General features: G+C 65.0%; 14 protein-coding genes. 3 read left to right on the forward strand and 11 right to left on the reverse strand.

Going from position 1 to position 15,365, the window contains the following annotated elements:
• Positions 1-125: 125 nt before the first annotated feature.
• The 4 genes from IPK69_05390 to IPK69_05405 form a co-directional block, all read right to left on the reverse strand.
• Positions 126-872: a hypothetical protein gene (locus tag IPK69_05390; protein QQS10054.1), complete on the reverse strand. Its 747-nt coding sequence runs from the start codon at positions 870-872 to the stop codon at positions 126-128.
• A gap of 224 nt (positions 873-1,096) precedes the next feature.
• The gene (locus IPK69_05395; GenBank protein ID QQS10055.1) at positions 1,097-1,849 is read right to left on the reverse strand and encodes a PEP-CTERM sorting domain-containing protein; all 753 of its coding nucleotides are present in this window, start codon (positions 1,847-1,849) and stop codon (positions 1,097-1,099) included.
• Positions 1,850-2,120: 271 nt separating this feature from the next.
• Positions 2,121-3,887 carry a 30S ribosomal protein S1 gene (locus tag IPK69_05400; GenBank protein ID QQS10056.1) on the reverse strand — a complete coding sequence of 589 codons (1,767 nt, stop codon included), beginning with the start codon at positions 3,885-3,887 and terminating at the stop codon, positions 2,121-2,123.
• A 673-nt stretch (positions 3,888-4,560) separates the two neighbouring features.
• On the reverse strand, positions 4,561-5,751 hold the full coding sequence (locus IPK69_05405) for a hypothetical protein (protein ID QQS10057.1): 1,191 nt from the start codon (positions 5,749-5,751) through the stop codon (positions 4,561-4,563).
• 184 nt (positions 5,752-5,935) lie between these two features.
• Here IPK69_05405 and IPK69_05410 point away from each other — a divergent pair, with 184 nt between their 5' ends.
• Together IPK69_05410 and IPK69_05415 are read left to right on the forward strand one after the other, a co-directional pair.
• Entirely contained in the window at positions 5,936-6,547 is a 612-nt protein-coding gene (locus tag IPK69_05410) for an N-acetyltransferase (protein QQS10058.1), read from the forward strand.
• Positions 6,548-6,691: 144 nt separating this feature from the next.
• A complete protein-coding gene (locus tag IPK69_05415; GenBank protein QQS10059.1) occupies positions 6,692-7,378 on the forward strand; it encodes a hypothetical protein in 687 nt (228 codons plus the stop codon).
• A 68-nt stretch (positions 7,379-7,446) separates the two neighbouring features.
• Here the strand turns inward: IPK69_05415 and IPK69_05420 are convergent, their stop codons facing one another.
• On the reverse strand, positions 7,447-9,216 hold the full coding sequence (locus IPK69_05420; GenBank protein ID QQS10428.1) for an NAD+ synthase: 1,770 nt from the start codon (positions 9,214-9,216) through the stop codon (positions 7,447-7,449).
• Positions 9,217-9,224: 8 nt separating this feature from the next.
• Positions 9,225-11,432: a hypothetical protein gene (locus IPK69_05425; GenBank protein QQS10060.1), complete on the reverse strand. Its 2,208-nt coding sequence runs from the start codon at positions 11,430-11,432 to the stop codon at positions 9,225-9,227.
• A 123-nt stretch (positions 11,433-11,555) separates the two neighbouring features.
• Here IPK69_05425 and IPK69_05430 point away from each other — a divergent pair, with 123 nt between their 5' ends.
• Positions 11,556-12,053, forward strand: coding sequence for a transcriptional repressor (locus tag IPK69_05430; protein QQS10061.1), 498 nt, complete (start codon positions 11,556-11,558; stop codon positions 12,051-12,053).
• Here the strand turns inward: IPK69_05430 and IPK69_05435 are convergent.
• The 5 genes from IPK69_05435 to IPK69_05455 are packed head-to-tail and all read right to left on the reverse strand — an operon-like array spanning position 11,998 to position 15,314.
• Entirely contained in the window at positions 11,998-12,516 is a 519-nt protein-coding gene (locus IPK69_05435) for a biopolymer transporter ExbD (GenBank protein QQS10062.1), read from the reverse strand. The genes IPK69_05430 and IPK69_05435 overlap by 56 nt on opposite strands.
• Positions 12,513-12,992: a biopolymer transporter ExbD gene (locus IPK69_05440; protein ID QQS10063.1), complete on the reverse strand. Its 480-nt coding sequence runs from the start codon at positions 12,990-12,992 to the stop codon at positions 12,513-12,515. Before IPK69_05440 ends, IPK69_05435 begins: the two co-directional genes overlap by 4 nt.
• A gap of 1 nt (position 12,993) precedes the next feature.
• Positions 12,994-13,683: a MotA/TolQ/ExbB proton channel family protein gene (locus IPK69_05445; protein QQS10064.1), complete on the reverse strand. Its 690-nt coding sequence runs from the start codon at positions 13,681-13,683 to the stop codon at positions 12,994-12,996.
• A gap of 39 nt (positions 13,684-13,722) precedes the next feature.
• Positions 13,723-14,388 carry a tRNA (adenosine(37)-N6)-threonylcarbamoyltransferase complex ATPase subunit type 1 TsaE gene (gene tsaE, locus IPK69_05450; GenBank protein ID QQS10065.1) on the reverse strand — a complete coding sequence of 222 codons (666 nt, stop codon included), beginning with the start codon at positions 14,386-14,388 and terminating at the stop codon, positions 13,723-13,725.
• Entirely contained in the window at positions 14,385-15,314 is a 930-nt protein-coding gene (locus IPK69_05455; protein QQS10066.1) for a thiamine-monophosphate kinase, read from the reverse strand. Before IPK69_05455 ends, tsaE begins: the two co-directional genes overlap by 4 nt.
• Between the last annotated feature and the right edge of the window lie 51 nt (positions 15,315-15,365).

A 15,365-nucleotide genomic window follows, 5' to 3' on the forward strand; every position in this document is an offset into this window, starting at 1 on the left:
ACAATCGCGCCTTGGCATCGACTATGAAACAACCGAGCCTCGAACGTGTACGCCCGAGGCTCGGTCAGAACGAGACGAGTTAGATGGCAGCCGAGTGGAGTCGGCCACCGATTGGGTCGGTTGCCTTAGCGGCGACGACGGGTGGCGACGAGTCCACCCAGGGAGATCAAGGCGATCGTGCCCGGAGCCGGGATGACGTCGATGCGAACGCCCTGCTCCTTCTTCTGCACGCGAGCGATCGCGTTGCCGAAGGCCATGGCCGTGAGGCTGTTGTCGAGGCTGAAGGTCACCTTTGTCGCGCTTCCGGAGATGCTCTGCGAGGCGAGCGCCGCAGCGATGTCAAAGGTCTTGCTGCCGTTCCACACGGTGAGTGCGGTCGCGCCACCGGGGAGGCTCTGGTTGAACCCGAGAGCACCGGGGAAGAGCGTGTCCTGGAAGACGCTGATCGGATTCACCGAGACGCCATCGATCTCGATGACGCGGATGAAGACCGAGGCCTGGGCAAGGATCTGGGCGAAGTCGCCAGGAGCGCCGAGCAGCGTGTAGTCGCCGGCCTCGCTGAGCACGATCTGATCGATCGTCCCGCCGTTGATACCCATGATCGTGGTGACGAGCGTGCCGTCGGTCGTATCGACTGAACCAGTCGGGCTTCCGACCCCCGCGAACGCGCCGAACGCGGTCGGGTTGAAAACGAGCGAGTTGCCCGCAACCGCCGGTGCTCCGAAGAGCGGCGAGGGATCTGTGGTGGAGTCTTCGGTCACGTTTTGGAACTGGACCTGCGTGCCGTTCAGCGTGCCGTAGTTGATCGGCACGGCCGAAGCGACGCCCGCGGTCAAACAAAACGCGCCCACGATGAGTGTGATTCGCTGCATATGTGTCTCTCTCTCGCGAAAGGGAAACTCCCTCCGCACTACCAAATTAGCGATACTCGGACCCAAATGCACGTCAATTTGATCGATTTTCTGTGAAACCGGTAAAAACACTTGTTGTCGCACAGCATGTTTTTGTTTTGTTTGGATGATCGGTACAAGACCTGAAAAAAAAGGAACCCGCCGTACAGCGGGTTCCCTGGAGTCCACGTTTCAGGATTCGAACATCAAGCCCGGCGACGACGAGCCGCGACGAGGCCACCGAGGCCCAAGAGGGCAACGGCACCCGGAGCGGGGACGACCGTGATCGCGCTGCCATCGACTTCCTTCTTCTTGATGAAGGCGATGGTGCCGAACTCGCTGGTCGCGGTGAGGTTGTTGCTCAGTTCGACGGTGACGCGAGTCGCCTGGCCGAAGATCCCGTTGCCGGCGAGGAAACTGTTGATGTCGTACGTCTGGTTGCCGTTCCAGATAGAGACGTTGTTCTGGCCATCCTCCAGAAGGTTGTAGGTGCCTCCCGAGGGGAAGAAGTTCAGGGCCGTGGAGAACGAGATCGGGGCGATGGCGCCGCCGTTGACTTCGCTGACAGTGATCTGGATCGACGCGGTGACGCTGACCGCTGTGCCGAGCCCGCCGCCGCCGAGGATCGTGAAGTCGCCCGACTCCGCGAAGTTGATGGCGGGGATGAAGAACCCGGGCTTGGCCTGGATGTCGACATTCAGCGTGCCCTGGGTCGCCGCAGCGGGGCCGCCGTTGGTCGAGGTCGCGCCGAAGTTGGCGGGGTTCAGGACGAGCGTGTCACCCGCGGTGTTGATCGTGCCGCTCCCGAAGAGGGGCACACCCGGGTTCGTCGTCGAGTCTTCCGAAATATTCTGGAAGAGAACGTTCGTCGCATTCATGTCGGGATAGGTGATGACCGCAAGCGCCGACGAGGACGCGCCCGCGAGTACCGACAACGCCAGAAAACCAACTGACTTCATGAGTCTCTCTCCCAATAGGGCCTGAAATGACCTTTTCTGCTCCTCGAGGGCCTTTCGACCCCACTGTGTTCCATAGATTAGCGACTTCTGCTCAATACCGGAACACTGTTTTCCCACGAATTCTGAGAACCAGTAAAAACACCGGGATTGCAGTTTGCCTGAGTTAAAGCACAGGCCAGATTCGTCAATGAAAACGGCCCTGGGATCGTTCCCAGGGCCGTGGAGCACTCAGTCGTTCTCGCATGACCGCCCCTGGATGGGGCGACTGCGGCTATTCAAACCGGATCTTGTCGGTGCCCATGGCGTCGTGGGCGTCCATGCCGCCGCGGACTGGCGCCTTGGGACGGCTGGGGGCCGCCTCCTCGGTGCCGCCGGCACCCGTCGAGTCGCCCCACTGGGCGCGCTTGAGCGAGAGGCCGATCTTGCGGTCGGACTTGTCCACACGGAGGATCTTGACGTCGATCTCGTCGCCGGCCTTGACCACGTCCTGCGGATTCTCGATCTTCTGATCCGAGAGTTCCGAGATGTGGAGCAGGCCCTCGAGTTCGGCCTCGAGTTCCACGAAGACGCCGAAGTTGGTGATCTTCGTGACGTGTCCGCGGACGACCATGCCCGGCTTGTAGTGCTCGGGGATGGCGTTGAGCCACGGATCCTCGGTGAGTTGCTTCATGCCCAGGCTGACGCGCTGCTTGTCGCGATCGACCTCGAGGACGACGCACTTGACGACATCGCCCTTCTTGACGACCTCGTTGGGGTGGGTGATCTTCTTGGTCCAGGACATGTCGGAGACGTGGAGCAGGCCGTCGATGCCCGGCTCGATCTCCACGAACGCGCCGTAGTTGGCGAGGTTGCGGACGGTCCCCTCGAGGACGGTGCCGGGCGGATACTTCTCGCCGACGAGTTCCCAGGGGTTCACCTCGATCTGCTTCATGCCGAGGCTGATCTCCTGCTTGTCCTTGTTGATCTCAAGGACGACGACCTCGACCTCCTGGTTGGGCTGGACGATCTCGGACGGGTGGTTGATGCGGCGTGTCCACGACATCTCGGAGATGTGGACGAGGCCCTCGATGCCGTCCTCGAGACGGACGAACGCCCCGTACGACATGAGGTTCACGACGGCGCCCTTCACGCGGCTGCCGACGGGATACTTCCGCTCGATCTCCGCCCAGGGGCTGGCCTCGCGCTGCTTGATGCCCAGCGCGATCTTCTCCTTCTCGCGGTCGATGTTGAGGATCTTGACCTCGACCTTCTGGTCGATCTTGAGCATCTCGCTGGGGTGGTTGATGCGCCCCCAGGACATGTCGGTGATGTGGAGCAGGCCGTCGATCCCGCCGAGGTCCACGAACGCGCCGAAGTCGGCGATGTTCTTGACCGTGCCGGTGACGATGTCGCCCTCCTTGACGGTGTCGAGCAGACGCTTCTTGGCGGCGTCGCGCTCCTCCTCGATCAGTTTCCGCCGGGAAATCACGATGTTCCGTCGCTCGAGGTCGATCTTGATGATCTGGGCGCGGACCTTGCGGCCCATGAAGTCGCCCACGTCGCCCGGACGGCGGACGTCGACCTGGCTCGCCGGGAGGAAGACCGGCACGCCGATGTCCACGAGCAGGCCGCCCTTGATTTTGCGGCTGACGAGACCCTCGACGATGTCGCCTTCTTTCTGGGTGTCGACGATGCGCTGCCACGCCATCATGCGGTCGGCCTTGCGCTTGCTGAGCGCGATCAGCCCGCTCTCGCCCTCGAGATCCTCAAGGAGGACGTCGATCATCGCGCCGGGCTTGACTGCGGCGAGATCGTCGAACTCTTCCTTGGGGATGAGCCCCTCGCTCTTGAGCCCGACCTCGACGACGACGTCGTCGCCGGCGAAGCCGATCACCTTGCCCTTGATGAGTTTCCCGGGCGAGAGGTCGGCGATCTGCTCGGTGAGCAGACTGTCCATGTATCCCTCTTCACCGGCACGCTTGGTGGTGACGCCCTTGAGCATGGCGTCGAGGTCGGCATCAGCAAGGCCCAAAGACGCGATCAACGATTCATCGATCATCGGAGCATTTCCTTCCGAAGACGTTCGACGTTGGGCGTTCTCGATCCGTGCGTTGGTCCTTTGGACTAGGCCTCAGATCGCTTGGGCGGGACGTGTGACGGAACAAGTGGTGAGAGAGATGGCCTAGGCCGGGATTTTGTTTTCCCGCACCCACCGCCGCCCATTGCCTCGCATCGTGTCCAGTGTTGCCCGAGCAGAATCGTGAGTCACCAGCCCAATCGGATCTGCGCGCCGTTGAGTACGCTCGCTGTCGTCCGACTTCACTCGCGGCGGCCGCGGTCGCTCGTGTCCTTCGGTGGCCGCTCGAAACTGAGCGGGCGAGCAGGTCCGGCCGTGTATCCAAACCGCGTCGGCTCATGGCCTTCCGATCTCGCGGCGAGTCCGTCGTGGACGCGTCGCCAAGGCCGGAAGAACCGCCGTGCCCCCGTCTTGCAGGGGGACGCAAAGGGTCCATTCTCGAATCCACCGACGCCGCAACACGCGGCCAGCCCGTCGTTTCTGCAATCAGAAACAAACACGGCCTTTCGGCCCCGGCCCACCGCGACCGGGAAGAGAGTTTAGGCGGGAGCCACCAGACCCACCACCTATGACTAACACGTCATAGCATGTGTTAGGATTTTGTTTGCAGTTGTTGCAAACGTTGGTTGATACCAGAAGAACAGCGCTCGTGAAGTCAACGGCTGTCCCGACGCCGTTTCGCGGTTGCACCAATTCCGACAAGAATCAGCGAAGACACGATTCCGGGCGAAGGAATGGTGGCCACAAACCCCCTCGCGTCGACGCCCGCGGCGGAGGCAAGCCCCGCGAAGTGCAGGCCATCATTCGAAACCATGAGACGGCTGATCTGATACGGTGCGATGATGCTCACGCCGTGCATCGAAAGAAAGTCCTCGGCCCGCATCGCGCCGGTCGCTTGCGTCCAGATCCACGAGCCGCCGCCGTCGCTGATCCCCAAAGAACCCACAAGCACACCGCCATCGAATGATGAATCTTGGGGAAAGATATTGGCGCCCGCAAGCGGACCGCCGAAGACCCACGGCTCGACGACGCCATCACGTGAGATGTATCGCAGACCCGGACCTGCGTCGGAGACGTAGAAGAGCGTGCGGCCGTCGCCACTGATTGTTCCAACACCACCAATCTGGATCGATGTACCGAAGGGATCAAGAACTGTCGTGAGCGACGGCGCGCCATCCTCCCAGACCCATGGACGGTTGGTCTGCGTGAAGTTCGGCGCCCAGTTCCCCACGGCGATGCGCCCGTCGCTCGACAGGCCCGTTGTCTGATTGAATGAGCTTCCGCCGGGGAATGGGGGAAGGGTCGTTGTGTTGCCGTTGAGTGTCCAGCGGAAGGATTCGAACTCGCTGCCGGCCGACCGGTAGTAGAGCATCGCGATGCTCCCGTCGCGATTGAGATGGGTCAGGCGTCCGCCCCGAGACTGGCCGTTGATGATGACCGGCGGAATGGTGTGCTGGGTGCCGTCGTCGCGGTAGAGCACCACGTCGAAGTTGGAGCCAACGCTGTCCACGCTCACCACATGCGCATCGCCCGAGATCCGTGGGAAGTCGCCGATCCCGTACTCGGTCCTCGCGCCCCCCGGCGCATAGCGATACGTCTGTCCGAACCCGGGCACAGTCCCCGTGAAACTCCAACCGACGACCGTCCCATTGTCGGCGATGTCCGAGACCCACGTCCCGGTGTATCCCGCCGACGGCTCGATCAACTCGAACGCGGGCGACTGGGCGAGGGCGGTGCCACAGAGCAGGGCCAGTCCGCCGAAACCCCCAAGCGCCGCCCGAACCATGGCGGAGGTCTTCGCCCGGTTCGCCGACGGGCCCGTCCGATTTCGATGGTCGCTTCGCATCTGGCCGCCTCCGATCGCCCCGACATGGGGAATGTGCGCCATGGTTTCCAGAATGCCAACCAAAGTGGTTGGATTTATTCAATTTCCTCACGAATCGAAGTCATGAGCGATGTGGTTTCTGAGTCGGCGGCGTTCCGTGGCTCCTATTTGACGTGGCGTCCTTCCGTGGCGCCTTCAATGTGGCATGAGTCGGGCCACAGGGAATCAGCGTCGCGCCGAGGGCGGAGATGGCGAGCCGAACGACGGCGGCTTGGGGGTGGTGCGCTCGCTTGGGGCCGGTGATGAGTCGGCGTACATCGCGATTCGGCGGGAGATGCTTGCGGACTCGCCGTGGGCCTTTGCCGCGAGTGCTGAGGATGATCGCGGGCTTCAGGCGGGGTTCCTGGAGCGGATCGCCCGCGAGGGGACGAACGTGATCATGGGCGAGTTTGCGAGATCGCCCGAGGGCGAGATCAACCTCGTCGGCGTGGCGGGCGTCCACACCCTCTCGCACCGCAAAATGGCCCACCGAGCGCACGTGTGGGGCGTGTATGTCTCGCCCAAGGCTCGCGGCCACGGCGTGGGCGAGCGGGTGATGCGCGGCGTGATCGACGCGGCGCGGCGTTGGCCCGGTGTCACGAGTCTTGGGCTCTCGGCGAGCGTGAAGTCGATCGCGGCGATCCGGCTCTATGAGCGGCTGGGGTTCGTCCGCTGGGGCGTTGAGCCCGGCGCGGTGGTGCTGAACGGCGAGGCGATCGACGAGGTGCATCTGGTGAAGATGCTCGATGGCAAGGCCTCGCCCGACATCCGGTCGTGACGGCTGTGCCGCCTGAGGCCGGCGCGGGCACGTCCGACAACTCGCCATCTGATCGAGATAACTCGGACGCGCCCTTGTTGCGAGCCGCAAATGGCGCACATTCCCCGTGTCCGGCAGGCGTGTAGACACAACTGGAGACTGGGGATGACGCGGTGCACATCAGCGGCGGCGCTCGTCGCGCTGGCGGGGCTTTCGGGCCTGGCCTCGGCGACGATCACCGGATTCTCGTATTCGGCGAGCCTGTGGGGGGCGTCCGACGCCGACCTCGGCATCGCCGGGCACACCATCGAGGACTTCGAGGACACGACGCTCGCCCCGGGGTTCCGGGTCGCGATCACTTCGAGCATCGGAAACCTCGCGCCGACCTCGACGCTCCCGAGCCTCATGAGCGCGGCGGCCGACCCCTTTGGGACGGCGTTCGTCGACAGCAACTGGGACGGGTCGCGCGTCCTCCTCAACACCTTCGACAACCAGTCGAAGTATTACTACACGGCCGGGAACTGGGGCAACCTCACAATGTACTTCGACACGCCCGTGAACTCGATCGGGTTCAGCGTGCAGCAGATGCAACGCACGGCGACGAACCGAATCATCATCAACGGCATCGACCGCGGCGACATGCTGAACTTCCTCGGACTCTCGGCGACGGGGCTCCGCAACGGCTACGCCCGGATCTTCTCGTTCGATGAGACGATCCAATCCGTCACGCTCACGAGCACCTATGGCGACGGGTGGACGGTGGACCACGTGGCCTATGGCGTGATCCCGGCGCCGGCGTCGGCGATGGTGGGCGTGCTGGGGTTGGGGATGCTCGGCCGACGGCGTCGGTAAGACAGCGTGACCGGCTGAAGGGAATCAACTCAGGAATACTGCTCTGGAGAGCAGTGCCACCTCGGAAACTACAGCGCCTTGTCGGGCCGCCAGTTCTGGGCGATGGGGTGGCGTCGGCCTATGCCGAAGGCGACGGTGGTGACCTTCAGCCCCACGGCCGTCTGCTTGCGCTTGTATTCCGAGACATCGATCAGGCGAACGATGCGCGAGACGGTCGCGGCGTCGAGGCCGGTGCTCTCGACAATGTGCCTCGCGTCGAGTTTGTGCTCGACATAGGCCTCGATGATCGCGTCGAGCGCGTCATACGGCGGGAGAGAGTCCTGGTCGGTCTGATCGGGCCTGAGTTCGGCCGAGGGCGGCTTGGTGATCGTGCGCTCGGGGATCGGTGCTTCGGCGAAGCCGAGTGTCGTGTGGTTGGCGTTGATCCAGCGCGAGAGGGCGTAGACCTGCTGCTTTCGGACGTCGGCGAGGACGGCGAGGCCGCCATTCATGTCGCCATAGAGCGTGCAGTAGCCGACGGCGAGTTCGGACTTGTTGCCGGTGGTGAGTACCATGGCCCCCGTTCGATTGGAAATCGCCATCAGGATCGAGCCGCGGATGCGCGATTGCACGTTCTCCTCGGTGATGTCGGGGAGTTTCTCGCCCAGCGTGGCGTGGTGGAGTTCGCGGAAGGCCGCATCGAGCGTGTGGCGGAAGCCCTCGAAGGGCGGCGCGATGGGCACGACCGGGCACGAGATTCCAAGTCGTTTCGCGAGGTCGAGCGCGTCGTCGACGCTGTGCGACGACGAGTAGTGGCTCGGCATCGCAACGCCGGTGACGTGGGAGGGCCCGAGTGCCTTCACTGCGATGGCGGCGGTGAGCGCCGAATCGATCCCGCCGGACAGTCCGATGAGGGCGGACGTGAAGCCGGTCTTGCGGAGGTAGTCGCGCACGCCCAGGGTCAAGGCGTGGAAGAGGAGTTCTTCATCGGGGGCGTCGATGCCCGCGGCAGGGTGGATCGAAGACTTCGTGCGTGCCGGCGCTCGTTCGTCGGCGGTGCGGAGGTCGAGATCGAGGATCTCGATCGTGTCGGTGAAGATCGGGCCGGCGTGGAGGAGCGTGGCGTCTGGGGCATAGGCGAGGGCGTGCCCGTCGAAGATGAGTTGGTCGTTGCCGCCGAGGGCATTGAGAGACACGACGTGGACGGCATACCGCTTGGCGTGGGCGCGGAGAATCTCGCGATGGCGCGCGCTCTTGCCGAGGACGAAGGGACTCGCGGAAGGCGCAAGGATGAGTTGGCACCCGGCCTTGGCGATCTCGGCGACGGGGTCGGACGAGTCGTCGTATCGATGCGCAAAGCCCGCGTCCTCACCTTTCCAGAGATCCTCACAGATGGCGAGGCCGACACGGATGCTTGGGCCGGCGTGGGTGGAAACCTCGACGATGACGTTGCGGCTCCCAGGCTCGAAGTAGCGGTCCTCGTCAAAGACGTCGTACGTTGGGAGGAGGCGTTTGTCGTAGTAGTCGACCATCGCGTTGTTGGCATAGACAAGGAGGGAGTTGTGGATCGGCCCGCCGTGGGTGTGGGTTCGCGTGTCCACAGGCAGCGGCACGCCGAAGATCGCGGTGAGGCCCTTGGTTAGGTTCTCGCCGAGCGCCCGGGCCTCGCGCATGCAGGCCTCGATGAACCCTTGCTGGAGGAGGAGGTCGCGGGGCGGATAGCCGCAGAGCGCGAGTTCGGGGAAGACGATGAGGTCGGCCTTCTTCGCGCGGGCCTCGTCGAGTCGCGACGCGATCAGCCTCGCATTGCCGGCGATGTCGCCGACGACAGAGTTGATGGGACAGAGCGCGATGCGGATGGACGTGCTCATGGTGCGAGCGGACGAGACGTGCCGACTCCAGCAGGAGATTGGGCGTCGATGGTGCGTGGATCGAGCGTGATGAGCGTGTGGGCGGGATCCAGGTCGCGCAAGGCGGCGGCGTAATGGAGCGCGAAGGCGCGGACCTCGGCCACGTTCACGCCCGGCGGCGCAAAGCCCGAGCGGTCGAGACGATCGATCTCGGCCCAGTCGATCAGGATGTGGGTGATCTGATTCGAGTTGAGAGCGGCTGGGTCGAGCGAGGCCCATCGGTCCCAGGTCGTGTTATACATCGTGCCTGCGGGCTCAAAGAGCGGCGCGGTCCCGCCGAGGAGCGCCAGTCTCGCGTCGTGGAGGTTGAGTTCCTTGGATCGTGCTTCCACAACCTCGCCCGGGGTGATGAAGTAGGCCGCGAGCGGTCGCCCCGCGTTCTGCCCCGCGAAGACCCGCACGGCGATCACGCATTGCACAACGATGGGAACCCACAGCACGGCACGGAGCAGATCACGCGAGGGGCGCGCCGAGCCCGAGTCGATGTCCATGATCTCGCGGATGCGCGCGTACGCCAGGCCGATCAAGCCGATCCCGGGGACCATAAGCGGGAGGAGGAACCGCGACTGGATGTGCGTGGCGTAGAGCCAGATGAACACCTGGGCGATGAACGCCGCGGAGAGAAGCAGCACGAAGAGCCTGCCGCGCGCCAGCACGATTCCCAGAACCAATCCGGCGAACGCCAGGGGCCAGAAAGCGCCCCACTGTGGGTGGAGCATCCCTCGATGCACGCCCTGGCGCGCGCCGGCCCGCGCGGGATTGGAGGCCGTGGTCGCAGGGTCGTTGTCGTCGGCCGTGACCAGCAGCGAGAGGCGATCGACGAACGAGCCGGAGAACTGGTGGGCGTGCTCGAACCGATGAGCCTGCTCCTGGGTCCAGTGTCCGAGACCAAACGTGCTCGTCATCGCGGGGAAGACGGGATTGCCCGAGGCGCTCGCGTTTCGGGCCATCCACGGCGCGAGCAGGAGACAACCCGCGATGACGCCGGGGATCGCGGCCCGGAGCCAGACGCGTGGCGAGAGCGATCCCAAGAGCAGAATCGCCACGGCAGTGCCTGCGAAGGGAAGGGCGGTGGGCTTCGCGCCGCAGGCTCCGCCAACAAGTATCGCGGCAAAGATGCCCCGCGCCGCGGGAGAAAGACCGGCATCGATTGCCGTCATGCACGCGCCGGCGAACAGCGTGAGGACGGCCATCTCGTTGTACGCGAGCGAGCCCACGACGAGCGTCCACGGCGTCGAAAGGAAGAGGATCCCCGCCATCCACGCACCGGCAGACGACGTGGCCACGCTCGCCTTGCCCATAATGAGAAGCCGGCGGACCATGCGCGCGACCATCCACGCGCCCTGGAGCGTGAGCATCGCGTGGAAGATCTGGGCGCTGATGACACCGAGCCCATCCCCGGCGAGAAGGCCCATGCGACCGGCCTCATCCACGCTCGTATTCGCCCCGGCGAGCAGCCCGATGTGGAGGAACGCGCTCTCGACATAACTCGGGAGATAGGAATAGATATTGTGATCGAGGGGCCTGATCCGCCCGAGCGCCAGCCATTCCTGCGGGAGTTGCAGGTGGTACGACATCGCGTCGAACCCGCCGAACTCGGAGTTCCAGAGCCACCCGGGCCTGCTCGTCGCGGCCAGGAGCAGTATCGCCAGCGGGACCGCGCCCAGCATGCCGACGATCAATCGCCCCACAGGCGACGGCCCACGCGAGGCCGACGCGGAAGCATCGTGCGCGTCGAGCGGAGGGAGCGACGCCGATCGCCCGTGCCTCGCGCGGACGACAAGGTCAACAGCCAGCAGCACAAGCCCAGCACCCACGACGACCCTCGAGGTGGTGACGCCCAGGACACCCATGACTCCAAGCCCGTGCGAGAGCGTGAGCGAGAGCGTCAGCCCGACGCAGACGTGCACCGCGGTCCGATCGCTCGCCGCCCGCCAGAACCAGCGGAACGGACTCGCGAAGCCCAGGCCGGCCATGACATAGAGCAGCGGCGCCCAGCCGGCAAGGACAAGTCGCTCGAGGCACACTTGCGTCACCGCGAGGCCTTGCGAGAAGCCGCTGATCTTCTCTGGTACGTCGATTCTGGACGCGCCGACGGAGCCGAGCGCGACCATCGCGATCAGCACGGCGGCGATCCAGGCGACAATCGTCACGCTTCGACTCACGCGGCCTCCAGCCGTTTGTCACCCACGCCGTCGTTGGATCGTGGGACCGGCGCGAAAAGCATATGACATCGAGGACCGCGTGCCCGACCGATCGATGGACGCCTCCGGCTACGATCGCGTGTCATGGGCAACGCGCCGACGGAAACCCCGATCGAGATCATGGACCCGCTCTGCGCGGTCTTCCGAAGGCGCCTGCGCGAGGATGGCCTCAAGTACACCCCCGAGCGGGCACGCCTGCTCGACCTCGTGATGCAGATGGAGGGGATCTTCGATCCCGAGTCGCTCCTCGCCCACGCGGCACGGACCGGCACGCGCGTCTCCAAGGCGACGCTCTACCGCACGATCCGTCTGCTGCTCGACGCCGGGATCATCCAGCGGGTGCCCCTCGACGACGAGCACGCCCACTACCACGTGGTCTATGGCAAGGCCCCGAGTGACCTCCTCATCCGCCTCGACACCAACGAGGTCGTCGCGGTCGATCTTCCGGAGATCACCCGCCTCCGCGACGCCCTCTGCCGGGAGTTGGGGCTTTCGGCGAAGGGTCACTCGCTACAGATCTTTGCCATCAAGGCGCCGGAGTCGGTGGCGAAACCCCAGGCTCCAAAGCCGGGGCGTCGGTAGGCGATTCTGGTTTCTCGCCCACGCCATCATCGATGCCGAGTTTCGTAACCCCCGCCCGCGCGATCCACTCGTGGACGCGCACCACCACGTCGTACGGAACATCAGGGCCGGGCGCGACAAGCACGATCGCCTCGCGTCCGCCCGAGACCGCGATCTCGTCCATGAGCAGCGCCTCCGCGGCATTGAACGCCACCCGCTCTCGCGCGCCGATCATCACCACCACGCCGCCATCGACCATCTGGAGTCCCACGCGAACCGGCTTGTGCTCCGGTGGCGGGGCACTCGCATCGGCCGACGCTTTGACGGGGATCGACGTCCCCAGGAACCACTCAGGCCCGAGGACCGCGGCGCTCGCCATGAAGAAGACCAGAATCACCATGACGACATCGACCATCGGGGTCATGTTCGGGCCATAGTGCAGTTCGTGCACCGCGAGGGCGTTTCGGCGACGCATGGGTCTCATGGCGTGCCTCCCGCTCCCCCACCACCACCCTCGCCACGCTGGGCGGCGAGTTTGAGCGCGCCCAACCCAGCCTCGCGGCATTCGCCCACGATCCACGAGAGATCGCCCCACGCGAGCGTCCGGTCGGCACGCAACTGCACGTCGGGCGTCTCGCCCCTCGTCCGGGCCGACTCCACAAACGCCGCCACGCGCTCGCGGAGCATCCCACGCTCGATCGGCACGTTCTCGATCACCACCTTTGGACCGTCGTCGCTCGTGAGCACGTTGATCACCAGACGATCCTCGGGCGCCCGCGTCGCGCCGACGCCCGTCGTGGGCAACTGCACGCCCGCCGATCGATCGCTCGCCAGGCGGCCCACGATCAGATAGAAAATGATCAGGCACATCACCACGTCAATAAGCGGCGTGACGTTCACCTTCGCAAAGCCCGCGTGCCCGCGGGCGTGCGGCGAGATTGATCTGAACCGCCGTCGCACGTCAGGCTCGCTCCATCGCTCGCGATGCAGCACTCTCGCTCGCGTCCGCCGCCCCCGGATACTTCGCGACAATCTCGGCGACCGCGCCCATGCCTCGCGTGCACAGGCGATCGACCACGCCGCGATAGATGCCAAACGCGAGCAGACACGGGATCGCGAGGCACAAACCCAGCAGCGTGTGGAAGAGCGCCTTGGAGATGCCCAGTGACAGATCCGCCGGGCCAGCCTGTCCGCCCGTCTCACCCAGAGACGTGAATGCGAGGATCATCCCCCACACCGTTCCCGCGAGCCCCACGAGCGGCCCGAGGTTCCCGATCACGTTGAGCATCTCGATCTTGCGGAACCACCGCGAGGCCTCATCCGACGACGCGATCTCGGCGGCCTCGTGCACGTCATCGCGCGAGTCTGCGAGGAGCGACCTCTGGAGCACACGCCCCACGAACGATGAGTCGCCCTTCGCGAATGTCCGGAGTTCCTCCCAGCGTCCTGCCTCGGCAAGCCCCTTGGCACGCGACAACGACGCCTGCGGCACGATGCGGCTCGCGCGGATCTCAAACAGGCACTGAAAGACCACCGCCACGCCCACGACCGATCCCAGAATCAGCAGCACCGTGAACGCATCGAAAGAGTCCATGAAGAGCGTCCAGGGGTTCGTAGCCGTGCCGACGGCGAGCATGAAGGCGTGCATCATGCCGCGATCGTAGCGACCGGCGTCCTCGCACTCATGGCGTCATTCCTCGTCGAGATCCTGCTCCTCGATCGCCCGCGTCACGCCATACGACGACGAGAACCACTTGTACAGGTCGGCGTGGCGAAGGCGATCGTCGGCAAAGGGATACGACGCCGCGGTCGGCGCGACCCACACCCCCGATGATGGACACCGGACCGACTCGCGTTCACGAAGATGCCCAACGCACGGACGACCGCTCCACGAATCCGGCAGTCGGATCTCCATCTCGCGCGACGACTCGCCGACAGCCCTCAACCGAACCATCGCACACCGGCTCTCGTGCGGCAACGCCTCCGCGATCCGCTCGGGCCACTCGATGAGCGCGAGCGCGTTCCCGTACGGCACACCCGACGCGTCGAACATCGCATCCCAGCCCATGGTGTCCAGATCGTCGCTTCCCGCAAGCCGATACGCGTCGATGTGATGGATCACACCCTCGACACCACCGAGACTGCACGGGTATGTGTTCGCGATAACAAACGTCGGGCTGGACGCCCCGCTTCCTCCCACCGAAAGCGCCCCCGTGAGCGCCCGGGCAAAGGTCGTCTTGCCGGCACCGAGATCGCCCTCGAGGAGCACCACATCACCGAACGCCAGCACGCTCGCCAGGCCTTGAGCCAGAGCGCCCGTCGCCCCCGGATCGCTCGTCGTGCGTGTGATGATCACGAGTGATGCTCCCAGCCTTGGCGGGCAATGTCCAGCCGCGTGCCATCGTTTCGAAGGAGCGCGCACCCTGTGCCCTCGGCGATGCGCCCGATTCGCGTGATCGCGACTCCGGCGAGACTCGCGGGAACCTTCGCACCCGCATCGACCGCGAAGAGCAACTCATAGTCCTCGCCGCGCGCGATCGCCGCCAGCACCTCAGGCTCACCAAGCGGGATCGCCAGCTCCTCGATCTCGACCGCAACTTCTGACGCGCACGCCAAGCGACCCGCATCGATCCCCAGCCCGTCCGATGTGTCCATCATCGCGTGCAGCGACCCACCCAGCAGATCCGCCAGAGCCGACGCGACCTCCACGCGTGGCTCAAACTCAAGGTGCCTCCCGCCCCCAGTGCCCGCCTCGAACGACCCGCCGACGACGCCCGTGATATACACCCCATCGCCTCGCCTCGCCCCCGACCGAAGCACCGGACCACACGACGAATGCGGCACGCCCATCACCGACACACCAATCACCATCGGTCCATCAATCGGGCCAAACGTCGCGATGTCGCCGCCCACGATCGGGCACCGGAATCGCCGCCCCCACTCGTGCACCGCGTCCGCGAGCCGAGTCGCCTCTTCTTGCGTTGTCGAGCGCGAGAGCGTCACCGTCGCCATCGCCGCGATCGGCCGCCCCACCATCGCCGCGATATCCGAGAGCGGCCTGGCGATCGCCTTCCGCGCAATGAGCGAGACTTCCGTCCCCTTCGCGAAGTGCACGCCCTCCACGACCTGGTCCGTCTTCAACAACACGCACTCGCCAGACCCGCCATCCCCAACGCGCACCACGGCACAGTCATCGCCCGGACCAACGACGACACGCGGGAACACCCGCGGGAGATCCCGCGATGCGTTCGCAATATATTGGAGCAGTGTGTCCTCGTGCACGCGAGAATCGTATCTGCATGCCGCACACACCCACGGTCTCACGCGGCCCAT

The organism is Phycisphaerales bacterium, from assembly GCA_016699835.1.
Lineage (GTDB): Bacteria > Planctomycetota > Phycisphaerae > Phycisphaerales > UBA1924.